Below are 26,892 nucleotides of genomic sequence, written 5' to 3' on the forward strand. Positions count from 1 at the left end.
CCTGGCCGGTGCAACGCCTGACCGTACCGGTCGGTGCCCCGGAAGTGTCATCGGGCCGACGTAGGATTCGAAGTCGCCCCCCACTCCCGTCGCCGGAGGACCCCCACCGTGACCAAGCCGCCGTTCACGCACCTGCACGTCCACACCCAGTACTCGCTGCTGGACGGTGCCGCGCGGCTCAAGGACATGTTCAACGCCTGCAACGAGATGGGCATGACGCACATCGCGATGTCCGACCACGGCAACCTGCACGGCGCCTACGACTTCTTCCACTCGGCGAAGAAGGCCGGGGTCACACCGATCATCGGCATCGAGGCGTACGTCGCCCCCGAGTCCCGGCGCAACAAGCGCCGCATCCAGTGGGGCCAGCCCCACCAGAAGCGGGACGACGTCTCCGGCTCCGGTGGTTACACCCACAAGACGATCTGGGCGGCGAACGCCACCGGCCTGCACAACCTCTTCCGGCTGTCCTCCGACGCGTACGCCGAGGGCTGGCTCACGAAGTGGCCGCGCATGGACAAGGAGACCATCTCCAAGTGGTCCGAGGGGCTCATCGCCTCCACCGGCTGTCCCTCCGGCGAACTCCAGACCCGGCTGCGCCTCGGCCAGTTCGACGAGGCCCTGAAGTCGGCCTCCGAGTACCAGGACATCTTCGGCAAGGACCGGTACTTCCTGGAGCTGATGGACCACGGCATCGAGATCGAGCGCCGCGTCCGCGACGGACTGCTGGAGATCGGCAAGAAGCTCGGCATCCCGCCGCTGGTCACGAACGACTCGCACTACACGTACGCGCACGAGGCCACCGCCCACGACGCCCTGCTGTGCATCCAGACCGGCAAGAACCTCTCCGACCCGGACCGCTTCCGCTTCGACGGCACCGGCTACTACCTGAAGTCGACCGACGAGATGTACGCGATCGACTCCTCGGACGCCTGGCAGGAGGGGTGTGCCAACACGAAGCTGGTCGCGGACCAGATCGACACCGAGGGCATGTTCCAGTTCCGGAACCTGATGCCGAAGTTCGACATCCCGGACGGCTACACCGAGGTCACCTGGTTCCGCGAGGAGACCATGCGCGGCATGCACCGCCGCTACCCGGGAGGCATCCCGGAGGACCGGATGAAGCAGGCCGAGTACGAGATGGACACGATCATCTCGATGGGCTTCCCGGGCTACTTCCTCGTCGTCGCCGACTTCATCATGTGGGCCAAGAACCAGGGCATCGCGGTGGGCCCGGGCCGAGGCTCGGCGGCCGGTTCGATCGTCGCGTACGCCATGGGCATCACCGACCTCGACCCGCTCACCCACGGTCTGATCTTCGAGCGCTTCCTGAACCCCGAGCGCGTCTCCATGCCCGACGTCGACATCGACTTCGACGAGCGCAGGCGCGTCGAGGTGATCCGGTACGTGACCGAGAAGTACGGCGCCGACAAGGTCGCCATGATCGGCACCTACGGCACCATCAAGGCCAAGAACGCGATCAAGGACTCCGCGCGCGTCCTCGGCTACCCGTACGCGATGGGCGACCGGCTCACCAAGGCCATGCCCGCCGACGTCCTCGGCAAGGGCATCCCGCTCTCCGGCATCCTCGACCCGAAGCACCCGCGCTACGGCGAGGCCGGCGAGATCCGGGGCATGTACGAGAACGAACCGGACGTGAAGAAGGTCATCGACACCGCCATGGGCGTCGAGGGCCTCGTCCGCCAGATGGGCGTGCACGCCGCCGGCGTGATCATGTCCAGCGAGACGATCACCGACCACGTACCCGTCTGGGTGCGGCACACCGACGGCGTCACCATCACCCAGTGGGACTACCCGAGCTGCGAGTCGCTCGGCCTGCTGAAGATGGACTTCCTCGGCCTGCGCAACCTCACGATCATGGACGACGCCGTCAAGATGGTGAAGGCCAACAAGGGGATCGACATCGATCTCCTGGCCCTCCCGCTCGACGACCCGAAGACCTTCGAGCTCCTCGGCCGCGGCGACACCCTCGGCGTCTTCCAGTTCGACGGCGGCCCCATGCGCTCGCTGCTGCGCCTGATGAAGCCCGACAACTTCGAAGACATCTCCGCCGTGTCCGCCCTGTACCGGCCGGGCCCGATGGGCATGAACTCGCACACCAACTACGCCCTGCGCAAGAACAAGCAGCAGGAGATCACCCCGATCCACCCCGAGCTGGAAGAGCCGCTCGAAGAGGTGCTCGCGGTCACCTACGGCCTGATCGTCTACCAGGAGCAGGTCCAGAAGGCCGCCCAGATCATCGCCGGGTACTCGCTCGGCGAAGCCGACATCCTGCGCCGCGTGATGGGCAAGAAGAAGCCCGAGGAACTGGCGAAGAACTTCACCATCTTCCAGGCCGGTGCCCGCAAGAACGGCTACAGCGACCAGGCGATCCAGGCCCTGTGGGACGTGCTGGTCCCCTTCGCCGGCTACGCCTTCAACAAGGCGCACTCCGCCGCCTACGGCCTCGTCTCCTACTGGACCGCCTACCTCAAGGCGAACTTCCCGGCCGAGTACATGGCAGGGCTCCTCACCTCGGTCAAGGACGACAAGGACAAGTCCGCGATCTACCTGAACGAGTGCCGGCGCATGGGCATCAAGGTGCTCCCGCCGAACGTCAACGAGTCCGAGCCGAACTTCGCGGCCCAGGGCGACGACGTGATCCTCTTCGGCCTCACCGCCGTCCGCAACGTCGGCCAGAACGTCGTGGACTCGATCATCAAGACCAGGAAGGCCAAGGGGAAGTTCTCCTCCTTCCCCGACTTCCTGGACAAGGTCGAGGCCGTCGTCTGCAACAAGCGGACCGTCGAGTCGCTGATCAAGGCCGGTGCCTTCGACGAGATGGGCCACACCCGCAAGGGCCTGGTCGCCCACCACGAATCCATGATCGACAACGTGGTCGCGGTCAAGCGCAAGGAGGCCGAGGGCCAGTTCGACCTCTTCGGCGGAATGGGTGACGAGAACGCCGGCGACGAGCCCGGCTTCGGCCTCGACGTCGAGTTCTCGGACGTGGAGTGGGAGAAGTCGTACCTGCTCGCCCAAGAGCGCGAGATGCTCGGCCTCTACGTCTCCGACCACCCGCTCTTCGGCTTGGAGCACGTGCTGTCCGACAAGACGGACGCCGGCATCTCCCAGCTCACCGGAGGCGAGCACTCCGACGGCGCGGTCGTCACCATCGGCGGCATCATCTCCGGTCTCCAGCGCAAGATGACCAAGCAGGGCAACGCCTGGGCCATCGCCACCGTCGAGGACCTGGCCGGCTCCATCGAGTGCATGTTCTTCCCGGCCACCTACCAGCTCGTCTCCACCCAGCTGGTCGAGGACACGGTCGTCTTCGTCAAGGGCCGCCTCGACAAGCGCGAGGACGTGCCCCGCCTGGTCGCGATGGAGATGATGGTCCCCGACCTGTCCTCCGCCGGGACCAACGCCCCCGTCGTCCTGACCATCCCGACCGTCAAGGTCACCCCGCCGATGGTGACCCGTCTGGGGGAGATCCTGCGCCACCACAGGGGCAACACCGAGGTACGGATCAAGCTCCAGGGGCCGCGCACCACCACCGTCCTGCGCCTCGACAAGCACCGGGTCCAGCCCGACCCGGCGCTCTTCGGCGACCTCAAGGTGCTCCTCGGACCGTCCTGCCTGGCCGGCTAGGGGGAGCGGTCCACACGCGCGAGGGCGCGCCCGGTGCTCCGGGCGCGCCTTTCCCGCGGGTGCGGGGAACCGTCGGTCGTGGGGACCGTCAGTTGTGGCCGAACTTCTTCTCCTTGCGCTTGCCCGCCATGTGCATCGGGCTCGGCGCCGACGACGGCTCGGGAGAGGACTGCACCGAGCTCTTCGACTGATCCTGGGCCTGGGCGCGGTCCGAGGTCTTGGCGGGCTGCCGGGTGTTCTTGTTCTTGGCCATGGGAAGCCTCCGTGAGGGGTGTAGGGGCCAGGGCCGCCTTCACACTCACACAGCACCGGAAACCGCGCATTTTGGATCATCACCGTGCGCCGGCGAGGACCGGCGGCGGGTCCGGAGTGAGATACGCCACGCCGATGATCGAGTTCCGGCCTTCAACACCCTTGCGGTCGGGCAGACTCGGGGAAAACCTGTCAAGGACCCCCAGGGAAGAGGGTGGAACGCGTGGACCGCTGCGTCGTCCTGGTGGACGCCGGCTATCTGCTGGGCGCCGCCGCCAGCCTTCTCGCGGGGGAGCCGTCCCGTTCCCGCATCACCGTCGACCACGCCGCCCTCATCCAGGGCCTGCGCGAACGCGCCGAGGCCGACACCCAGCAGCCGCTGCTGCGGATCTACTGGTTCGACGGCGCCCCCGACCGGGTCCCCCAACCCGAGCACCGGCGGCTGCGCGTGATGCCCCGGGTCACCGTCCGCCTCGGCGCCCTGACCCGAAGCGACGGCCGCTGGGCACAGAAGGGCGTCGACGCGGCCATGCACGCCGAACTCACCGAGCTGGCCCGCAACCGGGCCTGCTCGGACGTCGTCCTGGTGACCGGCGACGGCGACCTGCTGCCCGGACTGATGTCCGCCAAGGAACACGGGGTCGCCGTCCACCTGTGGGCCGTCCAGGCGGCCGACGGGGACTACAACCAGTCCGAGGACCTCGTCGCCGAAGCCGACGAACGCCGCGTGCTGGACCGGGCGTGGATCACCCGGGCCGTCCGCGCCAAGGACCTCACCGGCCTGTGCTCCCCGGCGCCCGCGCCGCGCCCGGAGATCGCCGCCATCCTCTCCGCCCCGCTGCCCGAGGCGGCGCTCGCCGAAGCCGCCCGCAACGGCGCGCCCGCCGCGCCCGCCGACACCGCCGAGCGCCCCGCACCCGTACCGGCGCCCGCCGCCGAGAGCGCCGCCGAGGGGGCCAGACCCGTACCCACCCCCAAGGACCTCGCCGCCCTGCGCGCCCCCGGCGCCGTCGCCGCCCCGCAGAACGCGTCCGGCTCGGCGGCCGGCCCGGCCGGCAGCGCCCTTCGCTGGTCCTCCGACAAGGGATGGATCGACCGGGCCGGACCGCTCGGAGAGCCCGCCGAGACCGCCTCCCTGCCCACGCTCGCGCAGCTCACCAGCGCCGAGCAGCGCTGGGCGGACCGGGAGGAGGACATCACCACCGTCGGCGGCGACCCCTTCGAGGTCGGCCAGGTGTTCGCCCGGCGCTGGATGGAACGACTCCCGGAAACCGTCCACCTGCAGAAACTCGCCACCATGTACCCGCGCATCCCGCACCGCATCGACGGGGAGCTGCTGCGCTACGCCGCCCGGTTCGGCCTCCTCGCGCACAAGGACGATCAGATCGACGAGCACGACCGTTACGCCATCCGCGCCGGCTTCTGGCGCGAGATCGACGTGCGCGCCGCCGCCGAGCACGTCGCGGCCCCGGGCGCCGCCGCATCGGGGGCGCCGGTGACCCCGGCGGCCGACGAGGGATGAAAGCCGCGTAGGCTGCTCCCTCGTGAGCACGGGCACAGCAGGCGCGAAACAGGACACGGCACCGGCCGCGGCTGTGACCTCCGAGGCGGGTGCCCGCGACGTCGTCTGCGCGGTGCGCGACCTCGTCAAGACCTACCCGGCCGTGCGCGGCCGGCGCGGGGCCCCCGCCCTGCCCGAGACCCGCGCCAACGACGGGATCTGCCTGGACATCCGGCGCGGCGAGATCTTCGGGCTGCTCGGCCCCAACGGCGCCGGCAAGTCCACCCTCGTACGACAGCTCACCGGCCTGATGCGGCCCGACGCCGGAAGCGTGTCGCTGCTCGGTCACGACCTCGTACGCCACCCCGAGCGGGCCTCGCGGCTCCTGGCGTACCTGGGGCAGGAGTCCACGGCCCTGGACGAGCTCACCGTGGCGCTCGCCGCCGAGACCACCGGCCGGCTGCGCGGGCTCGACGCCCGTGCGGCGCGCGCCGCACGGGACTCGGTACTGGAGGAGCTGGGTCTTACCGCGCTCGCCGGTCGTCCCCTGAAGAAGCTCTCCGGCGGCCAGCGGCGCCTGGCCTGCTTCGCCGCCGCGCTGGTCGGCGAGCGGCCCGTCCTGGTCCTCGACGAACCCACCACCGGAATGGACCCGGTCGCCCGGCGCGCCGTGTGGAGCGCCGTCGACCGGCGTCGCGCCCGCCAGGGAGCCACCGTCCTGTTGGTCACGCACAACGTCATCGAGGCCGAGACCGTACTCGACCGGGTCGCCGTCATCGACCACGGCAAGGTCATCGCCTGCGACACTCCCGCCGGCCTCAAGACGACGGTGTCCGGCGAGGTCCGGTTGGAGCTGGTGTGGCGGACCGCCGCGCCGCTGGAGGTGCCGGAGGTCGCGGAGCTGGCCCCCGCCGCCGCCGTGTCCGGGCGGCGATGGGTGCTGCGGCTCAGCCCCGACCGGGCGCGCGCCGCCGTGGCCGCCGTGACCGGCGGGCCGGCCTTCGCCGCCCTCGACGACTTCACCCTGGCCACGCCGAGCCTGGAGGACGTCTACCTGGCCCTCGGAGGCCGTGCCTCGAAGGGGCTGGTGAAGTCGTGACCACCGTCACCGCCGTTGGCGCGGGTGCGCCGGCCGCCGGGACCCACGCCTCCGGGACGTCCGCGCCCGGACCGCTGGCACCCCGGGCACGGTTCTTCCCGGCGCTCGCCGCCGTCTACCGGGCGCAGTTGTCCCGGGCGCGGGTGGCGCGCATCCCGCTGCTGTTCGTCGCCACCTTCCAGTCCGTCGGGATCATGATCCTGATGCGGGGGGTGGTGGACGGGGGCTCGGAGGCACGGGCCGTCGTCGCCGGATCGTCCGTGCTGGTCGTGGCCTTCGTCGCGCTGAACCTGCTCGCCCAGTACTTCGGCCAGCTACGGGCCGGCGGAGGACTCGACCACTACGCCACCCTGCCCGTGCCGCCCGCCTCCGTCGTGCTCGGCGCGGCCGCCGCCTACGCGTCCTTCACCGTGCCGGGAACGCTGGTCACGGCGGGATTCGGGTGCGTGCTGTTCGGGCTGCCGATGGGCGGGCTGTGGATCCTCGCGGCGGTGGTACCGCTGGCGGGGGCGGCGCTGGCCGGGCTCGGCGCGGCGCTCGGGCTGCTGGCGCCCCGGCAGGAACTGGCCACACTGGCCGGCCAGCTCGGCATGTCGGCCGCGCTGCTGCTGGGCGTGCTGCCGCCGGAGCGGATGCCGGACGTGATCGTGTGGACGCGCGACCTGCTGCCCTCGACGTACGGGGTGGAGGCCTTCGCCCGTACGTTCGCGCCCGACCCCGACTGGGCGGCGGTCCTGTTCGACCTGGGCGTCTGCGCGGCGGTCGGCGTGCTGTCCCTGGCCGTCGCCACCTGGGCCTACCGTCGGGCGGCGGTCCGCTGACATCGGCGGGCCGGGGACCTGGCACGATGTGCGGGTGACCGAAGCCGTGACCCCGCCGCCCCCGTCCCCACTGCCCTTCGACCAGGACGCGCCGCCGCGTGAGAAGACCACGCCGGGCGATGTCCGGGACGGAGCCGCCGTCGCCCTGGTGGTGGCGGTGGCCGGCGTGCTGCTCGGGGTGCTGTGGGCGTGGCTCGCGCCGAAGGTCCAGTACGTCTCCAACGGGGAGGCCGTGTTCCTGCGGAACTCCGAGAACGAGGCGCGGATCGGCGCCGACGGGACGTTCCTGCTGCTCGCGGCGGCCTTCGGGCTGCTGAGCGCCGTCGCGGTCTTCCTGTGGCGGCGCCGGGGCGGGGTGCCCCTGGTGATCGGGCTCGGGGTGGGATCGGTGTTCGCGGCCCTGGTCGGCTGGCGGCTGGGCCTGTGGCTGGGCCCGTCCTCCGATCTCCCGGCGGCGGCCGCGAAGGCGGGCAAGGGCGTGCCGTTCGACGCCCCGCTGCAACTGCTGGCGCACGGCGCGCTCCTGGCCTGGCCGCTGGTGGCGCTCGCCGCGCACCTGGCCCTGACGGCCGTCTTCACCACCCCGCCCCCCGCCTGGCCCTCGGAACCCGGTCCCGACGCCTGAGCGGCCCTGCCCTCCCTGCCCGCCCGACGCCCGACCCGCCTCGGCCCGCCGAGCCCGTGGCTCCGGCCCGCCGGTGTCGGGCCCCGGGGTGCCCGGCGCGCCCGGCGCCGCACGCACCCCCCCGGCGTCGCGGGCTAGCGCGCGATCGACGCCACCGTGGCCGACGTCAGCGCCGTCAGCGTGGCCGGAGCCAGCTCGACCTCCAACCCCCGCCGCCCGGCCGACACACAGATCGTGCGGTGCCGCGCCGCCGACGCGTCCACCACCGTCCGCAGCACCCGCCGCTGCCCCAGCGGCGAGATGCCCCCCAGCACGTACCCCGTGGTCCGCTGCGCCAGCGCCGGGTCCGCCATCGCCGCCCGCTTCCCGCCCACCGCACCGGCCAGCGCCTTGAGGTCGAGCGAGCCCGAGACGGGGACCACCGCCACCGTCAGCACGCCGTCCACGTCCGCCACCAGGGTCTTGAACACCTGCTCGGGGGCGACGCCCATCTTCTGCGCCGCCTCCTCGCCGTACGAGGGGTGCGACGGGTCGTGCTCGTAGGCGTGCGTGGTGAACTCGGCGCCGGCGGCCGTCAGGGCGGCGATCGCGGGGGTCGCCGCCCCGGCGGCCCCCGCCTTCTTCCTCGCCATCAGTTCGGGCTCGTCGGCGCGCGCGTCAGGTCCACCGCCGGCAGCGACGGCAGGTGACGGATCACGGCCGTCTCCGCGCGCAGCAGTTCCAGTTCCTCGGCCAGGCGGGTCGCCGTGTCGGGGGCCTGGAGCAGGCGCTGCTTGGACGGGATGTCCAGTACGGCCGCCGCCGCCACCAGGTACGAGACCACCGACGGCTCGTCGGGGAGTTCGGGCGCCGCCGCCAGGGACCGCTCCCGCGCTCCGGCCAACCGCTTCTGGTAGGTGCGAAAGGCCCGCAGCACGCCCTCGGCCAACGCTCCCGCGCCCTCGCCCGCGTCCTCCGCCAGCTCCTCCAGTTCGGCGACCAGGTACGGCCCCGAGGCGTCGACGGACAGCAGGCGCACCCGGGCGGTGCCGGTGGCCAGCACCTCGAAGCTGCCGTCCTCCCGCTCCCGGATCGTCGCGGCGTCGGCGACGCAGCCCACCCGGTGGAAGGCCTGGATCGGGTCCGCGCCGAAGCCCGCCGCCGGCCCGCGCTCCGGCAGGGTTGTCTGGTCCGGCAGGCCCGGCGCGGTCGGCGCGACCTCCCAGCCGTCGCGGATCGCGACGACCGCGAAACGGCGCGGCTCGTCCTCGCCCGTCTTCAGCAGTTCGCGCATCATGGCGCGATAACGCTCCTCGAAGATGTTCAGCGGCAGCACGAGGCCGGGGAACAGCACCGAGTTCAGCGGGAAGAGGGGCAGGCGAACGGTGGTCACGAGGCACAGGGTAGTGGCCGGGGGCCCGCGGCCGTCACCCCCGCCTCAACAGCCGGGAGGCGCCCGCCGCCACCGTCGTGGCCAGTATCCACCCCAGCACCACGAGGGCTGACGCGCACCACTGCCAGGCTCCGCCCGGCTTCCACTGCCCCTTGTGCCCCAGATCGATCACCGGCAACAGCAGGTCGAGGGCGTACAGGGCGGCGCTCCACTGCGGGTGTTCGTCCTCCTTGATCGGTGGCGGCGGGTGCTGCGAGAACAGCAGGGTGCCCGCCGCCCACAGGACCGCCATCCACAGCGCCGCCCGGCCCGGCCGGTAGCCGTACACCACCGTCCAGTCCTGGAGGTAGCCCCAGGCCTTGGCCGCGGGCGGCAGGGTCGCGCGTCGCCGTCGCTGCTTGGCCAGCAGCACCTCCCGGGCGTCGGAGTCCTCCCCGCCGGCCCGCAGTACCGCCGCCAGCCGCTCGTACGGCTCCGGCGAGTACTCCACCGTCGCCGTCTCCACCCAGGCCAGCCGGCGCGGCAGCGGGAAGTGTCCGCGCGGGGCGAGGATCTCGTACGAGAAGCCCTCCATCGCCAGCCGACCCGGGCCCGGCCAGCTGGTGGAAAGGTCGACCAGCTTGATCACCTTCGCCCCCGACAGCACGACCCGGCCCTGCTCGGGCTGCGCGCCCACGAAGCGCAGCTCCGGCGTGCTGATCCGCCGCAGCGAGAGCTCCTGGTCCGGGGCGAGCCGGAACCGGGCCCCGTAGAAGTCGATCGCGTCGCCGAAGCGGCCGTCGTCCAGTCGTATCCCGCCCTGGCACTCGAACGCCTGCGAGGCCTGGCCCGGCACGGGGGTCCGACCGATCCCGTACGGGGGAGTGCCGACCCCCGAATCGCCCGGGGCGGAGTACAGCGCGATCGAGGTCAGGTACAGGGTCCGCTCGACGGTCAACTGCGGCGCGTTCAACGCCCGCCGCCCGCCCGGATTGCGCAGCCGCGCCCCGCGCAGGTTCATCGACACTCCGACCTTCGCGCCGCGCAGGCTGACCTCCCCGTAGGTCTCCAGCAGGTCGCCCTGGAAGTCCTGGGCCACGGACATGCCGTCGGCGGTGATCGCCCGGCCCTTGTTGTCGGGCCGGACCACGGCGCGGCTGATCAGCAGGTCGGTGCCGATCTGGGCATCGGTCAGCCGGATGCCGCGCGCCACCCGGGAACCGAGCAGGTGCAGGTCCCCCTCGGTGTGCAGCCGGGCCGCCTCCAGACGGGGGATCGCGCAGTTCACCAGGCGCAGGGTGCACACGCGGGTCTCGGACAGGCGGATCTCGCTGTCGAAGCGACACGCCTGGAACTCGACGTACGGCTCGACCCTGCCCCCGGACAGTTCCAGCCGCCCCAGGACGCGGACTCCGCGCAGTTTCAACGCCACCACCCGACCCGGCACCGGGGGCGGACCGTGAAGCAGCAGCAGCGCCACCACCTCGGCGCGGACACTGCGCTCCGGGCCCCACGGACGGCCGGCGTGCGGGTCGTCCCGGTCCGCGGCACCGGCACTGAGATCACAGGTGCGGCCGGTGCGGTACGCCTCCCACATCCGGCGCTCGGCGCCGGTGAGATCCACCGGTTCCGTCTCCGCGCGCATCTCCGTCATGGCGGCCCCCGTCCGCGGTCACCCACGCGGCAGTCACATAGGTGTAGGGGAACGCTAAGCGCCGGCTGTGACATCCGGGGCGTGTATCAGCCAGTGATACAGGCGGACGGTGGCGGGAGTCGGTCTGAGAGAATTGGGATGTGATCTCTCGTATCGACCTGCGCGGTGACCTCCTCCCCGAGGGTGGCGCCCTGCGCGATCTGCTGCCCCGTGCCGAGTTCGACGTGGAAGCCGCCCTGGAGAAGGTGCGGCCCATCTGCGAGGACGTGCATCATCGTGGCACGGCGGCGCTGATCGAGTACGCGCGGAAGTTCGACGGGGTCGAGCTGTCGCAGGTCCGGGTGCCGGCGCAGGCCATCGCGGCCGCCCTGGAGCAACTGGATCCGGCCGTCCGCGCCGCCCTGGAGGAGTCGATCCGGCGTGCCCGGATCGTGCACCGGGGCCAGCGCCGCAGCGAGCACACCACACAGGTGGTTCCCGGCGGCACCGTGACCGAGAAGTGGGTGCCCGTCGAGCGGGTGGGCCTGTACGCGCCGGGCGGCCGCTCGGTGTACCCGTCCTCCGTGGTGATGAACGTCGTACCCGCCCAGGAGGCCGGGGTCGAGTCGATCGCGCTCGCCTCCCCGCCGCAGGTCGAGTTCGACGGGCTGCCGCACCCCACGATCCTCGCCGCCTGCGCCCTGCTGGGCGTCGACGAGGTGTACGCGGCCGGCGGCGCCCAGGCCGTCGCGATGTTCGCCTACGGCACCGAGGAGTGCGCGCCCGCGAACATGGTGACCGGCCCCGGCAACATCTGGGTCGCGGCGGCCAAGCGCTACTTCACCGGCAAGATCGGCATCGACACCGAGGCCGGCCCGACCGAGATCGCGGTCCTCGCGGACTCCACGGCCGACCCCGTGCACGTCGCCGCCGACCTCATCAGCCAGGCCGAGCACGACCCGCTGGCCGCCGCCGTCCTGGTCACGGACTGCGAGGAGCTCGCGGCGGCCGTCGAGAAGGAGCTGGAACCGCAGGTCGCGGCCACCAAGCACATCGAGGACCGGATCAAGCCCGCCCTCGCGGGCAAGCAGTCGGCGATCGTGCTGGTCGACAGCCTGGAGGACGGTCTCCGGGTCGTCGACGCGTACGGCGCCGAGCACCTGGAGATCCAGAGCGCCGACGCCCCGGCCTGGGCGGCCCGCGTGCGCAACGCCGGCGCGATCTTCGTCGGCCCCTGGGCGCCGGTCTCGCTCGGCGACTACTGCGCCGGGTCCAACCACGTCCTGCCCACCGGGGGCTGCGCCTGCCACTCCTCCGGCCTGTCCGTGCAGTCCTTCCTGCGCGGCATCCACATCGTCGACTACACGCGCGACGCCCTCGCCGAGGTCGCCCACCACGTGGTGACGCTGGCCGAGGCGGAGGACCTGCCCGCGCACGGCGCCGCCCTGAAGGCACGCTTCGGATGGAAGGTACCCACCCAGTGACCTTCGGCATCGACGACCTCCCCATCCGCGACGAGCTGCGCGGCAAGTCCCCGTACGGCGCGCCGCAGCTCGACGTGCCCGTCCAGCTGAACACCAACGAGAACCCGTACGAGCTGCCCGAACCGCTCGTGCGGCGGATCGCCGAGCGCGTCGCCGACGCCGCCCGCACCCTCAACCGCTACCCCGACCGGGACGCGGTGGAGCTGCGGACCGAGCTGGCCGCGTACCTGACCCGGACCGGCAGGCACCCGGTGGCGCGGGAGAACGTGTGGGCCGCCAACGGCTCCAACGAGGTCATCCAGCAGCTGCTGCAGGCCTTCGGCGGCCCCGGCCGCACCGCGATGGGCTTCGAGCCCTCGTACTCGATGCACGCCCTGATCGCCCGGGGTACCGGCACCGGCTGGATCCCCGGCCCGCGCCGCGAGGACTTCACCATCGACGTGGAGGCCGCGGAACGGGCGATCGCCGAGCACGCGCCCGACGTCGTGTTCATCACCTCCCCCAACAACCCCACGGGTACCGCGGTCGGGGCCGAGACGGTCCTCGCCCTCTACGAGGCCGCGCAGGCCGCGCGTGCCGATCGAGGCCGCGCGTCCCTGGTCATCGTGGACGAGGCGTACGTCGAGTTCTCCCACCGGGACTCCCTCCTCCCGCTCATCGAGGGCCGGCCGTGCCTGGTGGTCTCGCGGACCATGTCCAAGGCCTTCGGCGCCGCCGGACTGCGCCTGGGCTACCTCGCCGCGCACCCCGCGGTGGTCGACGCCGTGCAGCTGGTGCGCCTGCCGTACCACCTGTCGGCCGTCACCCAGGCGACCGCGCTGGCCGCCCTGGAGCACACCGACACGCTGCTCGGCTACGTGGAGCAGCTCAAGGCCGAACGGGACCGCCTGGTCACCGAACTGCGGGCCGCCGGCTACGAGGTCACCGAGTCCGACGCGAACTTCATCCAGTTCGGCAGGTTCGAGGACTCCCACACCGCCTGGCGGAAGATCCTCGACCAGGGTGTCCTGGTCAGGGACAACGGCGTACCGGGATGGCTGCGGGTCACCGCCGGCACCCCCGCCGAGAACGACGCGTTCCTGGAAGCGGTTCGCGCACTGAAGAAGGAGCAGCACGCATGAGCCGCATCGGACGGGTCGAACGGACCACGAAGGAGACCTCGGTCGTCGTCGAGATAAACCTCGACGGCACCGGCAAGGTCGACGTCTCCACGGGCGTGGGCTTCTACGACCACATGCTCGACCAGCTCGGCCGCCACGGCCTCTTCGACCTCACGGTCAAGACCGACGGCGACCTGCACATCGACAGCCACCACACCATCGAGGACACCGCCCTCGCGCTCGGCGCGGCCTTCAAGCAGGCCCTCGGCGACAAGGTCGGCATCTACCGCTTCGGCAACTGCACCGTCCCGCTGGACGAGTCCCTCGCCCAGGTGACCGTCGACCTGTCCGGCCGCCCGTACCTCGTGCACACCGAGCCCGAGAACATGGCGCCGATGATCGGCGCGTACGACACGACGATGACCCGGCACATCCTGGAGTCCTTCGTCGCGCAGGCCCAGATCGCCCTGCACGTGCACGTCCCGTACGGGCGCAACGCCCACCACATCGTGGAGTGCCAGTTCAAGGCCCTCGCCCGGGCCCTGCGCTACGCCGCCGAGTTCGACCCGCGCGCGGCCGGGATCCTGCCCTCCACGAAGGGCGCCCTCTAGCCGTGAACGGCCTCAACACCATCCTGATCGTCCTCGGCCTGTTCCTGGCCGGGGGCGTCTACTCCTTCAAGAAGCAGAAGATGCCCCTGTCGGTCATCCTCCTGCTCGCCATCGGCTCCGCGATGTGCCTCGCCGCCGGAGTCCTTCGGATTCAGGGGATTTGGGAATGAGCGCAGCACGCCCCACGAAGACGGTCGTGGTCTTCGACTACGGCTTCGGCAACGTGCGGTCCGCCGAACGGGCGCTCGCGCGCGTCGGCGCGGACGTCGAGATCACCCGTGACTACGACAAGGCCATGGACGCCGACGGCCTCCTGGTCCCCGGCGTCGGCGCCTTCTCGGCCTGCATGCAGGGACTCAAGGACGTCCGCGGCGACTGGATCATCGGGCGCCGACTGTCCGGCGGCCGGCCCGTCATGGGCATCTGCGTCGGCATGCAGATCCTCTTCGAGCGCGGCATCGAGCACGGCGTGGAGACCGAGGGCCTCGACGAGTGGCCCGGCACGGTCGGCCCGCTCAAGGCCCCGATCGTGCCCCACATGGGTTGGAACACCGTCGACGCCCCCGAGGACAGCCGCGCCTTCGCCGGCCTCGACGACGACGCCCGGTTCTACTTCGTGCACTCCTACGCGGCGCACGACTGGAGCTTGGAGGTCACCAACCCGCTGATCCGCGCCCCCAAGGTCACCTGGGCCACCCACGGCGAGCGCTTCGTCGCGGCGGTGGAGAACGGGGCCCTGTGGGCCACCCAGTTCCACCCCGAGAAGTCCGGCGACGCCGGCGCCCAGCTCCTCACCAACTGGATCGAGACCCTGTGATGCCCGCACCCACGCTTGAGCTGCTCCCCGCGGTCGACGTCCGCGACGGCCAGGCCGTACGCCTCGTACACGGCGTGTCCGGCAGCGAGACCTCGTACGGCTCCCCGCTGGAGGCGGCCCTCGCCTGGCAGCGCGCCGGCGCCGAATGGCTGCACCTGGTCGACCTGGACGCCGCCTTCGGCACCGGTGACAACCGCGCCCTGGTCGCCGAGATCACCGGCGCCATGGACATCAAGGTCGAACTGTCCGGCGGCATCCGCGACGACGCCTCGCTCGCCGCCGCGCTCGCGACCGGCTGCACCCGCGTCAACCTCGGCACGGCGGCCCTGGAGACCCCCGAGTGGGCCGCCAAGGCGATCGCCGAGCACGGCGACAGGATCGCTGTCGGGCTCGACGTGCGCGGCACCACCCTCAAGGGCCGCGGCTGGACCAGCGAGGGCGGCGACCTGTACGAGACCCTCGCGCGCCTGGACTCCGAGGGCTGCGCCCGGTACGTCGTCACCGACATCGGCAAGGACGGCACGTTGACCGGCCCCAACCTGGAGCTGCTCAAGAACGTCTGCGCCGCCACCGACCGGCCCGTCGTCGCCTCCGGCGGCATCTCCTCGCTGGACGACCTGCGGGCCCTGTCCGAGCTGGTGCCGCTGGGCGTCGAGGGCGCCATCGTCGGCAAGGCCCTGTACGCGAAGGCCTTCACCCTGGAAGAGGCGCTGCGGGTGGTGTCCGCGTGAGCGCCTCCGACGCCGTGCGCCGGATCTCCTCCGGCGGCCCCTACGAGGACGTCATCGGCTACAGCCGGGCCGTCGCGCTCCCCAACGGCCTGGTCCTGGTCTCCGGCTGTACCGCGGCCGACGGCGGCGGCCCCTACGAGCAGGCGATCACCGCCTTCGGTGTCGCGTTCAAGGCGCTGGAGCAGGCCGGGCTCGGCCCCGAGCACGTGGTCCGCACCCGGATGTACCTCACGCACGCCCGGGACGTGGACGACGTCGGCCGCGCCCACAAGGAGCTGTTCGACGCGGTGCGCCCCGCCGCGTCCATGATCATCGTCTCCGGTTTCGTCGACCCGTCCATGGTCGTCGAGGTCGAGGTGGAGGCGTACCGGGGCCCCGATGGTCTCGAAGGAGGGACGGCATGACGCTCGCCGTACGGGTGATCCCCTGCCTGGACGTGGACAACGGCCGGGTCGTCAAGGGAGTCAACTTCCAGAACCTGCGGGACGCCGGCGACCCGGTCGAGATGGCCAAGCTCTACGACGCCGAGGGCGCGGACGAGCTGACCTTCCTCGACATCACCGCCTCCTCCGGGAACCGCGAGACCACCTATGACGTCGTGCGCCGGACCGCGGAGCAGGTCTTCATCCCGCTGACCGTGGGCGGCGGCGTACGCACCGCCGACGACGTGGACAGGCTGCTGCGGGCGGGCGCCGACAAGGTGGGCGTGAACACGGCCGCCATCGAGCGGCCCGACCTCATCCGGGAGATCGCGGAGCGGTTCGGCCGGCAGGTGCTGGTGCTGTCGGTGGACGCGCGACGCACCGCGTCCGGCGCGTTCGAGGTCACCACCCACGGCGGCCGCAAGAGCGCCGGCATCGACGCCGTCGAGTGGGCGCACCGGGCCGCCGAGCTGGGCGCCGGTGAGATCCTGCTGAACTCGATGGACGCCGACGGCACGAAGGACGGCTACGACACCGAGATGATCGCCGCGGTGCGCGAGCACGTCCGCGTCCCGGTGATCGCCTCGGGCGGCGCCGGCAGGCTGGAGCACTTCCCGCCGGCCATCGCGGCGGGCGCCGACGCGGTCCTCGCCGCCTCGGTGTTCCACTTCGGCGACCTGCGCATCGGCGAGGTCAAGGCCACCCTCCGCGAGGCGGGCCACCCGGTCCGCTGACCGGGTCGGACCCGGCGGGCGTCCGCCGGGTCCGACGGGGTCGACCGGCCCCGCGGGGGGCCGTCGGGTCCGCGAGGAGAGGGGCCGGACGCCTAGATGCCCAGCCGAGCCCTGGTCAGGCCGGCGATCGCGTCCTTCTCGCCGTCCAGTTCCACGGCGGCGGCTTCCTGGCGGCCGAAGCAGAACAGCGTCAGTTCGCCCGGCTCGCCCGTGACCGTCACCACCGGGAGCCCCTTGTGGGCGACCGCCGTGCGGCCGTCCGGACGGCGCAGCACCAGGCCGACCGGGGAGCGGCGGCCCGTCAGGCGGGCCAGTTTCTCCAGGCGGGACCAGAGCACGTCCGAGAACACCGGGTCCGGCTGCCGCGGTGACCAGTCCGGCTGCGCGCGCCGGACGTCCTCGGCGTGGACGTAGAACTCCACCGCGTTAGCCGCCTCGTCGATCTGCTTGATCGAGTACACGGACATGGTCGGCGGCCCGGTACGGATCAGCCGGATCAGTTCCTCGTACGGCTTGGCCGTGTACTCGGCCATCGCCTTGTCCAGGCGCCCCTTGAGCACGTTCAGCAGCAGACCGCCGGCCGCGTCCGGGCGGCGCTCCCGGACGACCACGTGCGCCGCCAGTTCCCGCGCGCTCCAGCCGTCGCACAGCGTCGGCGCCTCCGGTCCCGCCGCCTCCAACAGATCGGCCAGCAGCAGACGTTCACGCTTCGCATGGGTAGACATGGGGGCCAGCCTACGGCCGGAACCCGCCCCCCGCCTGCCCATCAGGCGGACAGTCATCGGTGATCCACACCCGGGCCCGGCACAATGGCCCCATGAGTACGACCTCCCTCGATCCCGCCATCGCCGCCCGGCTCAAGCGCTCCGCGGACGGTCTGGTACCGGCCATCGCCCAGCAGTACGACACCGGTGAGGTGCTCATGCTCGGCTGGATGGACGACGAGGCCCTGCACCGGACCCTGACCACCGGACGCTGCACCTACTGGTCCCGCAGCCGCCAGGAGTACTGGGTCAAGGGCGATACTTCCGGCCACTTCCAGCACGTGAAGTCCGTCGCCCTCGACTGCGACGCCGACACCGTGCTCGTCAAGGTCGACCAGGTCGGGGCCGCCTGCCACACGGGTGCCCGGACGTGCTTCGACGCCGATGTCCTCCCGCTGGCCGCCGAATAGCTAGGTAGGGTCCCACGCCATGGATCTTGAGACGTTCCGCAAGCTCGCGGCCGACCGCCGCGTCATCCCCGTCAGTCGCAAGCTGCTCGCCGACGGAGACACCCCGGTCGGCCTCTACCGGAAGCTCGCCGCCGAACGCCCCGGCACCTTCCTGCTGGAGTCGGCGGAAAACGGCCGGTCCTGGTCCCGCTACTCCTTCATCGGCGTCCGCTCCGACGCCACGCTGACCGTCCGCGACGGGCAGGCCCACTGGATCGGCTCCGCCCCCGTCGGCGTCCCCACCTCCGGCGACCCGCTGGACGCCCTGCGCGCCACCGTCGAGGCCCTGCACACCCCCCGCGACAACGCGCCGGGGACGCCGCCCTTCACCGGGGGCATGGTCGGCTACCTCGGCTACGACATCGTGCGCCGCCTGGAGCGCATCGGCGACCACGCCGCCGACGACCTGCGGCTCCCCGAGCTGACCATGCTGCTCACCTCCGACCTGGCCGTCATGGACCACTGGGACGGCACGGTCCAGCTCATCGCCAACGCCATCAACCACAACGACCTGGACACCGGCGTGGACGAGGCGTACGCGGACGCCGTCGCCCGGATCGACGCGATGGAGGCCGACCTCGCGCGGCCGGCGCCCTACGTGCCGACGCCGCTGCCCGTCTCCGAGCTGCCCGAGTTCTCCGCCCTGTGGGGCGGCGAGAAGTACCAGGCCGCCGTCGAGGACGTGAAGGAACGCATCCGGGCCGGCGAGGCCTTCCAGGTCGTGCCCTCGCAGCGGTTCGAGACCCCCTGCGAGGCCTCCGCGCTGGACGTCTACCGGGTCCTGCGGGCCACCAACCCGTCGCCGTACATGTACCTCTTCCGCTTCGAGAACGGCTTCGACGTCGTCGGCTCCAGCCCCGAGGCGCTGGTCAAGGTCGAGGACGGCCGGGCCATGGTGCACCCCATCGCGGGGACCCGCCACCGCGGCGCCACCCCGCAGGAGGACAACGAGCTCGCCGAGGAACTGCTGGCCGACCCCAAGGAGCGCGCCGAGCACCTGATGCTCGTCGACCTCGGCCGCAACGACCTGGGCCGGGTCTGCGAGCCGGGTTCCGTGGAGGTCGTCGACTTCATGAGCATCGAGCGCTACTCGCACGTCATGCACATCGTCTCCACCGTCACCGGGCGCGTCGCCGAGGGCAAGACCGCCTTCGACGTGCTCACCGCCTGCTTCCCGGCCGGCACCCTCTCCGGCGCGCCCAAGCCCCGCGCCATGCAGATCATCGAGGAGCTCGAACCCTCCCGGCGGGGCCTGTACGGCGGCTGCGTGGGCTACCTCGACTTCGCCGGCGACTCCGATACGGCCATCGCGATCCGCACCGCGCTGCTGCGCGACGGCACCGCGTACGTGCAGGCCGGCGCGGGCGTGGTCGCGGATTCGGTGCCCGAGCTGGAGGACAACGAGTGCCGCAACAAGGCCGCTGCGGTGCTCCGCGCGGTGGGAGCGGCGAACCGCCTCCACGCCGTCTGAGCGGGTAGGGGATAGTGGGGTACGTGAGTGCCGTACCCCCGCCCCGAACCGATGCCGCGTCCGCGCCCGAGCCCGAGGCCCCCGACAGCCGCCGCGGCCGCCGCAGCGTGGCCGTCGCCCTGCTGCTCGGCGCGCTCGGCGCCACCGTCGTCCTGCTCGCCTCCGGCCGTGTCTGGGCCCGGGGCAGCGCCGTCGTCGCGGGGGGCTCCCTCCCGCTGAGCGCGGACGGGCAGACCGTCACCGGGTTGCCCGCCGCCCTGGCCATCGTCGGGCTCGCCGCCCTGGTCGCGGTGTTCGCCGTACGCGGCAAGAGCCGACTGCTGGTGTCCGCCCTGCTGGCGCTGAGCGGTCTGGGCGCCGCGCTCGCCGCGGTGACCGCCGCGGGCGACCGCCGGGCACTGGACGAGAAGGCCGCCACCACGACCGCGGACACCGCCGCGCGGGTGGCCGAGCTGACCCACACCCCCTGGCCGTACGTCACCGCCGGCGGAGGGGTCCTGATCCTGCTCGCCGGGCTGCTGGCGCTGCGCTTCGGCAGCGGCTGGCCCGCGATGGGCGGCCGCTACGAACGCGACGGCAGCCCCCGGCCGCGCAAGCCGGCGGTGGTGGACCCGGACCGGCCCGAGGACCTGTGGAAGGCTCTGGACCGGGGCGAGGACCCGACCCACTGACACCACGCCGCGCCCGGTGCGGGACAATGGTCATCGAGCGTTCGACACAGACGCGTTTGATTCAGCATTGCGCGACAGAGCAACGAGGAGCAACTCATGGCGGGCACGCACCACGGACACACCCCGGCCGCCTGGACCGGTGTCATCATCGCCTTCATCGGTTTCTGCATCTCCGGCGCCTTCATGGTGCTGGCGAACCCGCTCGGCTTCTGGGCCGGCCTGGTCGTCGTCGCGCTCGGCGGTGTCGTCGGCCTGGCGATGAAGGCGGCGGGCATGGGCGCCCCCAAGGCCACGCACGAGGACCTCGCGCAGGTCATCGCCGCCAACAAGCTCGCCGCGAAGGTCTGAGCCGGCCGTCGGCCGCCGCGCCGCCGGTCTCGGAAGGCGCGGCTTCGAGAGGCGCGGCCCTGTCGGGCTGCGCCTTTTGTCATGAGCGGAGACAATCACCGCGTGGACGCCCCTCGCACCCCCGGCCTCGCGCACGAACGGCCCAGCGGGCCGCCCCCGGTCTCCCGGGTGCGCAACCTCGCCGCCCCCCTCCTCACGCTGGCCGGGACGGTGGCCGCGTTCACGTACGTGGGCGCGGTCGACCCGAACCAGCCGGGCCACTACCCGGTCTGCCCGCTGCTGCGGCTGACCGGCATCCTGTGCCCCGGCTGCGGCGGACTGCGCAGCGCGCACGCCTTCGCCCACGGTGATATCGCGACCGCGCTCGGGGACAACGCCGTCGCCGTCCTCGGCTACTTCCTCTTCGCCGCCTTCCTGGGCCTGTGGCTGGTCCGGGCCGCGCGCGGCGGGCCACCGCCGAGGATCACCCTCAGACCGGTGTACTGGTGGGGCGTGGGAGCGGTCCTACTGGCCTTCGCCGTCGTGCGCAACCTCCCCTTCGGCTCGGCCCTGGCCCCCTGAGACGCGTGGTGCGCGGGGGGAAGCCGGTATTCCGGAGGAAGCGCATATTCCGACTGTCCAGTCCATGGGACACCCGCACGCTCCGTGCGGAGGCCGTGGCGACCTGCGGATACCATTTGAGTGCTGACCTTGCAGTGGAACGTGTCTGCAAGGCGGCCGACCGTCATCGACCCGGAAGGGGGCCGCTCGCGTGAGTGTGCTCGACGAGATCATCGAAGGGGTCCGCGAAGACCTTGCCGAACGGCAGGCCCGCGTGAGCCTCGACGAGCTCAAGGAGCGTGCCGCCAAGGCGCCCCAGGCCAAGGACGGTGTCGCCGCGCTTCGTGGCGACAGCGTCAAGGTGATCTGCGAGGTGAAGCGCTCCAGCCCCTCCAAGGGCGCGCTCGCCGCGATCGCCGATCCGGCCGGGCTCGCCGCCGACTACGAGGCGGGCGGTGCGGCGGTCATCTCCGTCCTCACCGAGCAGCGTCGTTTCGGCGGTTCCCTGGCCGACCTGGAGGCCGTCCGCGCCCGCGTGGACATCCCGATCCTGCGCAAGGACTTCATCGTCACGGCGTACCAGCTGTGGGAGGCCCGCGCCTACGGCGCCGACCTCGCGCTGCTGATCGTCGCGGCTCTGGAACAGGAAGCCCTCGTCTCCCTCATCGAGCGGGCCCAGTCCATCGGGCTGACCCCGCTGGTCGAGGTCCACGACGAGGAGGAGGTCGAGCGCGCCGTCGCCGCCGGCGCCAAGATCATCGGTGTCAACGCGCGCAACCTCAAGGACCTCAAGGTCGACCGCTCCACCTTCGAGCGCGTCGTCGAGGCCATCCCCGACCACATCGTCAAGGTCGCCGAGTCCGGAGTCCGCGGACCGCACGACCTGATCGCGTACGCCAACGAGGGCGCCGACGCCGTCCTCGTCGGGGAGTCCCTGGTCACCGGACGCGACCCGAAGGCGGCCGTGGCCGACCTGGTGGCCGCCGGCGCCCACCCCGCCCTGCGGCACGGGCGGAGCTGACCCCGACCGTGCCCGTCTCCCGCTCCTCCGTCCGCACCCGTCCGGGCCACGGCCCGGCCGGCGTGCCGACGGCGCACGCGCCGCTGGCGCGCGGCTGCCGCCCCCGCGGCTGCCGCGCCCCCGCCCGGCGCGTGCACGGCCGGCGGGTGCGGTACGTGATCGGCTCCGAGCCCGGTCAGGTCAACGGCATGCGATGGCGCCCCTCGCCCGCGCCGTGACGACGGCCGCCCGGCCCCGGTACCCCTGAAGGACCGGCCCGGGCCCCCTCGTACGGTCCGTCGCCCCGAGCCGCCGGCTCCGGGCGCGGGCCGCTCGTTCCGTCCCCCCCACCACCGCTGCCGGCGGGGTGCGCGGGTCACGGGCCGGCGGCGCAATACGGTGAAGTCATCCCGTCGCACCCCGTAGGAGTAGTGGACATGTCCACCCACTCGTTCTTCGTCCCGGACCCGCAGGGTCTGGTCCCCAACGCCGAGGGCTACTTCGGCGACTTCGGCGGCAAGTTCATCCCGGAAGCGCTCGTCGCCGCCGTGGACGAGGTCGCCGTCGAATACGAGAAGGCCAAGGACGACCCGTCCTTCGCCGCCGAGCTCAACGAGCTCATGGTCAACTACACGGGCCGCCCCAGCGCCCTCACCGAGGTGCCCCGCTTCGCCGAGCACGCGGGCGGCGCGCGGATCTTCCTCAAGCGCGAGGACCTCAACCACACCGGCTCGCACAAGATCAACAACGTGCTGGGCCAGGCGCTGCTCACCAAGCGCATGGGCAAGACCCGCGTCATCGCCGAGACCGGCGCGGGCCAGCACGGCGTGGCCACCGCCACCGCCTGCGCCCTCTTCGGCCTCGACTGCACCATCTACATGGGTGAGATCGACACGCGGCGCCAGGCCCTCAACGTCGCACGCATGCGCATGCTGGGCGCCGAGGTCATCGCGGTGAAGTCAGGCTCCCGCACCCTGAAGGACGCCATCAACGAGGCGTTCCGCGACTGGGTCGCCAACGTGGACCAGACCCACTACCTGTTCGGCACCGTCGCGGGCCCCCACCCCTTCCCGGCCATGGTCCGCGACTTCCACCGCGTCATCGGCGTCGAGGCCCGCCGGCAGATCCTGGAGCGCGCCGGACGCCTGCCCGACGCCGTCGCGGCCTGCGTCGGCGGCGGCTCCAACGCCATCGGCCTGTTCCACGCCTTCATCCCCGACGAGGGCGTCCGCCTGGTCGGATTCGAACCGGCGGGGCACGGCGTCGAGACCGGCGAGCACGCGGCCACCCTGACCGCCGGCGAGCCCGGCATCCTGCACGGCTCGCGCTCCTACGTCCTCCAGGACGAGGAGGGCCAGATCACCGAGCCCTACTCCATCTCCGCCGGCCTGGACTACCCGGGCATCGGCCCCGAGCACTCCTACCTCAAGGACGTCGGCCGCGGCGAGTACCGCGCGGTCACCGACGACGCCGCGATGCAGGCCCTGCGCCTGCTGTCCCGCACGGAGGGCATCATCCCGGCCATCGAGTCCGCGCACGCCCTCGCGGGCGCGCTGGACCTCGGCAGGGAACTCGGACCGGCCGGGCTGATCGTGGTCAACCTGTCCGGCCGCGGCGACAAGGACATGGACACCGCCGCCCGCTACTTCGGTCTGTACGACACCGACGGGGAAGTAGCCGAGAACGAGTTCGCCGAGGGGGACGACAAGTGAGCGCCAACGGAAACATCGAACTGCTGAGCGCGACCCTCGCCAAGGCCAAGTCCGAGGACCGCGCGGCCCTCGTGGCCTACCTCCCGGCCGGCTTCCCGACCGTGGACGGCGCCATCGAGGCCGTCAAGGCCGTCGTCGCCGGCGGGGCGGACGTGGTCGAGATCGGCCTGCCGCACAGCGACCCGGTCCTGGACGGCCCCGTCATCCAGACCGCCGACGACATCGCGCTGCGCGGCGGTGTGAAGATCGCCGACGTGATGCGCACCGTGCGCGAGGCGTACGAGGCCACCGGCGTCCCGATCCTGGTCATGACGTACTGGAACCCCATCGACCGCTACGGTGTCGAGCGGTTCACCTCGGAACTCGCGGCGGCCGGCGGCGCCGGCTGCATCCTGCCCGACCTGCCGGTCCAGGAGTCCGCCCTGTGGCGCGAGCACGCGCGCGAGCACGGATTGGCGACCGTCTTCGTCGTCGCCCCGAGCAGCCGGGACGCGCGCCTGGCCACCATCACCGAGGCCGGCTCCGGTTTCGTCTACGCCGCCTCCCTGATGGGCGTCACCGGCACCCGTGAGTCGGTCGGAGACCAGGCCCAGGACCTGGTGCGCCGCACCCGGGCCACGACCGACCTCCCGGTCTGCGTGGGCCTCGGCGTCTCGAACGCCGCCCAGGCGAAGCAGGTCGCCGGTTTCGCGGACGGTGTGATCGTCGGCTCGGCCTTCGTGAAGGTGCTGCTGGACGCGCCCGACGCGCAGACCGGGCTGGACGGCGTGCGCGCGCTCGCGGGCGAGCTCGCGGAAGGCGTACGCAGGTCCTGACGCCGGAGGGGCCCGATCGGGGGTTGTGTAGCCCGATCGAGTGGAAGTGGGAGCGGGGAGGCACGCGAGTGCCTCCCCGCTTCGTTTGGCCGAACGTGAGCGAGAAGAACGACGGTGCGAACCGCGATGCGACGAAACGATCGGCCAGGGAGCGACTCCTCGCGGAGCGCGAGCGGCAGAAGAAGAAGGACAAGCGCCGCCGGACCCTGATCGTGTCCGCGGCGGTGGTCGGCGTACTCGGCCTGGCCGCCGTGGTCGGCCTGATCGCGGCCAACACCGGCAAGGGCGACAAGTCCGCCAAGGCGGGTCCGGTGGCGGCTCCCTCCGGGGCCACCGGCAAGGACGCCCTCGTCATCCGGACGGGCAAGCCCGAGGCCAAGTCCACCCTCACCGTGTGGGAGGACTTCAGGTGCCCGGCCTGCAAGGCCTTCGAGGACAACTACCGATCCACGGTCCACGACCTGGAGGCCAGGGGACTGCTCAAGGTCGACTACCACCTGGTCACGCTGATCGACGGGAACATGCGCGGCACCGGGTCCCTCAACGCGGGGAACGCGGCCGCCTGCGCCCAGGACGCCGGCAAGTTCCCCGCCTACCACGACGTGCTCTTCCAGAACCAGCCCCAGGAGACCGACGACGCCTACGCCAAGAAGGCCAGGCTGCTGGAGCTCGCGGGCAAGGTGGAGGGGCTGGACACCCCGTCGTTCCGCTCCTGCGTGAACGACGGGACGCACAACAGCTGGGTCGCGAAGTCGCACGAGGCGTTCCAGGCCGCGAAGTTGCGCGGCACCCCGAGCGTGCTGCTGAACGGCAAGGACATCTTCGCCGACCAGGCCAACCCGCTGACCCCGCAGAAGCTGAAGGAGGCGGTGGAGGCCGCCGCCAAGGGCAACGGGGGCGCGGCGACGACCCCGAAGGGGAAGGGTTCCCCCGCACCCACGCCCTCGGCCTCGTCCTCCGGTTCGTCGCTGTCCTCGTCGTCGCTGTCCTCGTCCGGTTCGGGTTCCGCCAAGTCGTCCTCCGCGTCCGCCGCGTCGACTTCCGGGAGCAGGGCCGGCGGCGGCGCGGGCTCGTCCAAGACGGGAGCCGCGGAGGACTGAGTATCGATTTCACGGCAGGTTGCCGGGCGGGTTGCGGTGGGTACCGCCCGGCAGGGTAGCGTCGGTCCTGCCATGACACTTGCCTATATCCCCAGCCCGTCGACCGGCGTGATCCATCTCGGACCGATCCCGCTGCGCGGCTACGCGTTCTGCATCATCATCGGCGTCTTCGTCGCCGTCTGGCTCGGCAACAAGCGCTGGATCGCACGCGGCGGAAAGCCGGGCACGGTCGCGGACATCGCCGTGTGGGCGGTGCCGTTCGGCCTGGTCGGCGGCCGCCTCTACCACGTGATCACCGACTACCAGCTCTACTTCGGCGAGGGCCGCGACTGGGTCAACGCCTTCAAGATCTGGGAGGGCGGCCTCGGCATCTGGGGTGCGATCGCGCTGGGCGCGGTGGGCGCCTGGATCGGCTGTCGCCTGCGCGGCATCCCGCTGCCGGCCTGGGCGGACGCCCTGGCCCCGGGCATCGCGCTGGCCCAGGCCTGCGGTCGCTGGGGCAACTGGTTCAACCAGGAGCTGTACGGGCGGCCCACCGACCTGCCCTGGGCCCTCAAGATCAGCGACGGCCCGAACCGGGTCGCGGGCACCTACCACCCCACCTTCCTCTACGAGTCCCTGTGGTGCGTCGGTGTCGCCCTGCTGGTGATCTGGGCCGACCGCCGCTTCAAGCTCGGACACGGCCGGGCCTTCGCGCTCTACGTGGCGGCGTACTGCGCCGGCCGCGGCTGGATCGAGTACATGCGGGTCGACGAGGCGCACCACATCCTCGGCCTGCGGTTGAACGTCTGGACGGCGATCGTCGTCTTCGTGCTCGCGGTGATCTACCTCGTCCTGTCGCAGAAGCTGCGGCCGGGTCGCGAGGAGGTCGTCGAGCCGGACCGGGGTCCGTCGGCCTCGGACCCCGCGGCCGACGCCAAGGACGGGGAACCCGCTCCCGGTGCCGGGGACGGCGCCGCCCTGGCCTCCGACGCGGAGGGCACCGGGACGGCCGGGGTGAAGGCCGGCGCCGGTGCCACGGCGAAGACCGAGGCCGAGGCCGAGCCGGTGGCCGGGGCGACCGACGCCTCCGCCGGGCAGGTGCCGCGCGACGCCGAGCCCGCCGCGGAGCCGGCTCCCGAGACGACTCCCGAAGCTCCCGAGGCCAAGAAGCTCTGATCCGGCCCCGCCGGTACGCGAAGGGGGCGCCG

29 protein-coding genes are annotated in these 26,892 nt (G+C 72.1%); 24 read left to right on the forward strand and 5 right to left on the reverse strand.

What is annotated here, in order from left to right:
• Positions 1–108: 108 nt before the first annotated feature.
• Positions 109–3,651 carry a DNA polymerase III subunit alpha gene (gene dnaE / locus E6R62_RS22105; RefSeq protein WP_136215247.1) on the forward strand — a complete coding sequence of 1,181 codons (3,543 nt, stop codon included), beginning with the start codon at positions 109–111 and terminating at the stop codon, positions 3,649–3,651.
• An 88-nt stretch (positions 3,652–3,739) separates the two neighbouring features.
• Here the strand turns inward: dnaE and E6R62_RS39660 are convergent, their stop codons facing one another.
• Positions 3,740–3,904 carry a hypothetical protein gene (locus E6R62_RS39660; protein ID WP_168714130.1) on the reverse strand — a complete coding sequence of 55 codons (165 nt, stop codon included), beginning with the start codon at positions 3,902–3,904 and terminating at the stop codon, positions 3,740–3,742.
• Between the two features lie 213 nt (positions 3,905–4,117).
• Between E6R62_RS39660 and E6R62_RS22110 the strand changes: the two genes are divergently transcribed.
• The 4 genes from E6R62_RS22110 (at position 4,118) to E6R62_RS22125 (ending at position 7,949) form a co-directional block, all read left to right on the forward strand.
• Complete coding sequence (locus E6R62_RS22110) at positions 4,118–5,425, forward strand: NYN domain-containing protein (protein WP_206308803.1); 1,308 nt, start codon at positions 4,118–4,120, stop codon at positions 5,423–5,425.
• Positions 5,426–5,498: 73 nt separating this feature from the next.
• Positions 5,499–6,503, forward strand: coding sequence for an ABC transporter ATP-binding protein (locus tag E6R62_RS22115; RefSeq protein WP_136215285.1), 1,005 nt, complete (start codon positions 5,499–5,501; stop codon positions 6,501–6,503).
• Complete coding sequence (locus E6R62_RS22120; RefSeq protein WP_136215249.1) at positions 6,500–7,324, forward strand: ABC transporter permease; 825 nt, start codon at positions 6,500–6,502, stop codon at positions 7,322–7,324. The genes E6R62_RS22115 and E6R62_RS22120 overlap by 4 nt, the downstream gene beginning before the upstream one ends.
• 34 nt (positions 7,325–7,358) lie before the next feature.
• Entirely contained in the window at positions 7,359–7,949 is a 591-nt protein-coding gene (locus E6R62_RS22125) for a hypothetical protein (protein WP_240801810.1), read from the forward strand.
• 134 nt (positions 7,950–8,083) lie between these two features.
• Here E6R62_RS22125 and ybaK read toward each other — a convergent pair whose 3' ends face one another.
• The 3 genes from ybaK to E6R62_RS22140 are packed head-to-tail and all read right to left on the reverse strand — an operon-like array spanning position 8,084 to position 10,954.
• On the reverse strand, positions 8,084–8,581 hold the full coding sequence (gene ybaK / locus E6R62_RS22130) for a Cys-tRNA(Pro) deacylase (protein ID WP_136215251.1): 498 nt from the start codon (positions 8,579–8,581) through the stop codon (positions 8,084–8,086).
• The gene (locus tag E6R62_RS22135; protein ID WP_136215252.1) at positions 8,581–9,321 is read right to left on the reverse strand and encodes an LON peptidase substrate-binding domain-containing protein; all 741 of its coding nucleotides are present in this window, start codon (positions 9,319–9,321) and stop codon (positions 8,581–8,583) included. The genes ybaK and E6R62_RS22135 overlap by 1 nt, the downstream gene beginning before the upstream one ends.
• A gap of 34 nt (positions 9,322–9,355) precedes the next feature.
• On the reverse strand, positions 9,356–10,954 hold the full coding sequence (locus tag E6R62_RS22140; protein ID WP_136215253.1) for an oxidoreductase: 1,599 nt from the start codon (positions 10,952–10,954) through the stop codon (positions 9,356–9,358).
• 140 nt (positions 10,955–11,094) lie between these two features.
• Here E6R62_RS22140 and hisD point away from each other — a divergent pair, with 140 nt between their 5' ends.
• From hisD to hisF, 8 genes are read left to right on the forward strand one after another with little or no spacing between them, the layout of a single operon-like run.
• Positions 11,095–12,417, forward strand: a complete 1,323-nt coding sequence (gene hisD / locus E6R62_RS22145; protein WP_136215254.1) for a histidinol dehydrogenase — start codon at positions 11,095–11,097, stop codon at positions 12,415–12,417.
• Positions 12,396–13,538, forward strand: a complete 1,143-nt coding sequence (locus E6R62_RS22150; protein WP_136215255.1) for a histidinol-phosphate transaminase — start codon at positions 12,396–12,398, stop codon at positions 13,536–13,538. The genes hisD and E6R62_RS22150 overlap by 22 nt, the downstream gene beginning before the upstream one ends.
• Positions 13,535–14,128, forward strand: coding sequence for an imidazoleglycerol-phosphate dehydratase HisB (gene hisB / locus E6R62_RS22155; protein WP_136215256.1), 594 nt, complete (start codon positions 13,535–13,537; stop codon positions 14,126–14,128). Before E6R62_RS22150 ends, hisB begins: the two co-directional genes overlap by 4 nt.
• Before the next feature lie 2 nt (positions 14,129–14,130).
• Complete coding sequence (locus tag E6R62_RS39665; RefSeq protein WP_168714131.1) at positions 14,131–14,298, forward strand: hypothetical protein; 168 nt, start codon at positions 14,131–14,133, stop codon at positions 14,296–14,298.
• Positions 14,295–14,945: an imidazole glycerol phosphate synthase subunit HisH gene (gene hisH, locus E6R62_RS22160; RefSeq protein ID WP_136215257.1), complete on the forward strand. Its 651-nt coding sequence runs from the start codon at positions 14,295–14,297 to the stop codon at positions 14,943–14,945. The genes E6R62_RS39665 and hisH overlap by 4 nt, the downstream gene beginning before the upstream one ends.
• Positions 14,945–15,676 (forward strand): bifunctional 1-(5-phosphoribosyl)-5-((5-phosphoribosylamino)methylideneamino)imidazole-4-carboxamide isomerase/phosphoribosylanthranilate isomerase PriA, encoded by a 732-nt coding sequence (gene priA, locus E6R62_RS22165; RefSeq protein WP_136215258.1) that lies wholly within the window; start codon positions 14,945–14,947, stop codon positions 15,674–15,676. Before hisH ends, priA begins: the two co-directional genes overlap by 1 nt.
• Positions 15,673–16,080, forward strand: a complete 408-nt coding sequence (locus E6R62_RS22170) for a RidA family protein (RefSeq protein ID WP_136215259.1) — start codon at positions 15,673–15,675, stop codon at positions 16,078–16,080. The genes priA and E6R62_RS22170 overlap by 4 nt, the downstream gene beginning before the upstream one ends.
• A complete protein-coding gene (gene hisF, locus E6R62_RS22175) occupies positions 16,077–16,832 on the forward strand; it encodes an imidazole glycerol phosphate synthase subunit HisF (RefSeq protein WP_136215260.1) in 756 nt (251 codons plus the stop codon). Before E6R62_RS22170 ends, hisF begins: the two co-directional genes overlap by 4 nt.
• A gap of 92 nt (positions 16,833–16,924) precedes the next feature.
• Here hisF and E6R62_RS22180 read toward each other — a convergent pair whose 3' ends face one another.
• Positions 16,925–17,557: a TIGR03085 family metal-binding protein gene (locus E6R62_RS22180; protein ID WP_136215261.1), complete on the reverse strand. Its 633-nt coding sequence runs from the start codon at positions 17,555–17,557 to the stop codon at positions 16,925–16,927.
• A gap of 92 nt (positions 17,558–17,649) precedes the next feature.
• Here E6R62_RS22180 and hisI point away from each other — a divergent pair, with 92 nt between their 5' ends.
• The 11 genes from hisI (at position 17,650) to lgt (ending at position 26,860) form a co-directional block, all read left to right on the forward strand.
• Complete coding sequence (hisI, locus tag E6R62_RS22185; protein WP_136215262.1) at positions 17,650–18,006, forward strand: phosphoribosyl-AMP cyclohydrolase; 357 nt, start codon at positions 17,650–17,652, stop codon at positions 18,004–18,006.
• Between the two features lie 19 nt (positions 18,007–18,025).
• Entirely contained in the window at positions 18,026–19,516 is a 1,491-nt protein-coding gene (locus E6R62_RS22190) for an anthranilate synthase component I (protein ID WP_136215263.1), read from the forward strand.
• A gap of 14 nt (positions 19,517–19,530) precedes the next feature.
• The gene (locus tag E6R62_RS22195) at positions 19,531–20,187 is read left to right on the forward strand and encodes a TIGR02234 family membrane protein (RefSeq protein ID WP_136215264.1); all 657 of its coding nucleotides are present in this window, start codon (positions 19,531–19,533) and stop codon (positions 20,185–20,187) included.
• 96 nt (positions 20,188–20,283) lie between these two features.
• Positions 20,284–20,535 carry an HGxxPAAW family protein gene (locus E6R62_RS22200; protein WP_136215265.1) on the forward strand — a complete coding sequence of 84 codons (252 nt, stop codon included), beginning with the start codon at positions 20,284–20,286 and terminating at the stop codon, positions 20,533–20,535.
• A 102-nt stretch (positions 20,536–20,637) separates the two neighbouring features.
• Positions 20,638–21,096, forward strand: coding sequence for a DUF2752 domain-containing protein (locus E6R62_RS22205; protein ID WP_240801811.1), 459 nt, complete (start codon positions 20,638–20,640; stop codon positions 21,094–21,096).
• A 190-nt stretch (positions 21,097–21,286) separates the two neighbouring features.
• The gene (gene trpC, locus E6R62_RS22210) at positions 21,287–22,096 is read left to right on the forward strand and encodes an indole-3-glycerol phosphate synthase TrpC (RefSeq protein ID WP_136215267.1); all 810 of its coding nucleotides are present in this window, start codon (positions 21,287–21,289) and stop codon (positions 22,094–22,096) included.
• A 62-nt stretch (positions 22,097–22,158) separates the two neighbouring features.
• Complete coding sequence (gene trpM / locus E6R62_RS22215; protein WP_368773868.1) at positions 22,159–22,314, forward strand: tryptophan biosynthesis modulator TrpM; 156 nt, start codon at positions 22,159–22,161, stop codon at positions 22,312–22,314.
• Positions 22,315–22,512: 198 nt separating this feature from the next.
• The gene (gene trpB, locus E6R62_RS22220) at positions 22,513–23,787 is read left to right on the forward strand and encodes a tryptophan synthase subunit beta (RefSeq protein WP_136215269.1); all 1,275 of its coding nucleotides are present in this window, start codon (positions 22,513–22,515) and stop codon (positions 23,785–23,787) included.
• Positions 23,784–24,602: a tryptophan synthase subunit alpha gene (gene trpA, locus E6R62_RS22225; protein ID WP_136215270.1), complete on the forward strand. Its 819-nt coding sequence runs from the start codon at positions 23,784–23,786 to the stop codon at positions 24,600–24,602. Before trpB ends, trpA begins: the two co-directional genes overlap by 4 nt.
• 95 nt (positions 24,603–24,697) lie before the next feature.
• Positions 24,698–25,702: a thioredoxin domain-containing protein gene (locus E6R62_RS22230; protein ID WP_136215271.1), complete on the forward strand. Its 1,005-nt coding sequence runs from the start codon at positions 24,698–24,700 to the stop codon at positions 25,700–25,702.
• Positions 25,703–25,774: 72 nt separating this feature from the next.
• A complete protein-coding gene (gene lgt, locus E6R62_RS22235; RefSeq protein ID WP_240801812.1) occupies positions 25,775–26,860 on the forward strand; it encodes a prolipoprotein diacylglyceryl transferase in 1,086 nt (361 codons plus the stop codon).
• Positions 26,861–26,892: the final 32 nt, after the last annotated feature.

The organism is Streptomyces sp. A1136 (assembly GCF_004795055.1).
Taxonomy (GTDB): Bacteria; Actinomycetota; Actinomycetes; order Streptomycetales; family Streptomycetaceae; genus Streptomyces.

Coding starts and splice junctions, on each gene's coding strand:
- trpB (WP_136215269.1), top strand. CDS start 22,513: ATGTCCACCCACTCGTTCTTCGTCCCGGACCCGCAGGGTCTGGTCCCC.
- E6R62_RS22180 (WP_136215261.1), bottom strand. CDS start 17,557: ATGTCTACCCATGCGAAGCGTGAACGTCTGCTGCTGGCCGATCTGTTG.
- ybaK (WP_136215251.1), bottom strand. CDS start 8,581: ATGGCGAGGAAGAAGGCGGGGGCCGCCGGGGCGGCGACCCCCGCGATC.
- hisB (WP_136215256.1), top strand. CDS start 13,535: ATGAGCCGCATCGGACGGGTCGAACGGACCACGAAGGAGACCTCGGTC.
- E6R62_RS22190 (WP_136215263.1), top strand. CDS start 18,026: ATGGATCTTGAGACGTTCCGCAAGCTCGCGGCCGACCGCCGCGTCATC.
- hisH (WP_136215257.1), top strand. CDS start 14,295: ATGAGCGCAGCACGCCCCACGAAGACGGTCGTGGTCTTCGACTACGGC.
- E6R62_RS39660 (WP_168714130.1), bottom strand. CDS start 3,904: ATGGCCAAGAACAAGAACACCCGGCAGCCCGCCAAGACCTCGGACCGC.
- priA (WP_136215258.1), top strand. CDS start 14,945: ATGCCCGCACCCACGCTTGAGCTGCTCCCCGCGGTCGACGTCCGCGAC.
- E6R62_RS22150 (WP_136215255.1), top strand. CDS start 12,396: ATGGAAGGTACCCACCCAGTGACCTTCGGCATCGACGACCTCCCCATC.
- hisF (WP_136215260.1), top strand. CDS start 16,077: ATGACGCTCGCCGTACGGGTGATCCCCTGCCTGGACGTGGACAACGGC.
- E6R62_RS22200 (WP_136215265.1), top strand. CDS start 20,284: ATGGCGGGCACGCACCACGGACACACCCCGGCCGCCTGGACCGGTGTC.
- lgt (WP_240801812.1), top strand. CDS start 25,775: ATGACACTTGCCTATATCCCCAGCCCGTCGACCGGCGTGATCCATCTC.
- hisI (WP_136215262.1), top strand. CDS start 17,650: ATGAGTACGACCTCCCTCGATCCCGCCATCGCCGCCCGGCTCAAGCGC.
- E6R62_RS22140 (WP_136215253.1), bottom strand. CDS start 10,954: ATGACGGAGATGCGCGCGGAGACGGAACCGGTGGATCTCACCGGCGCC.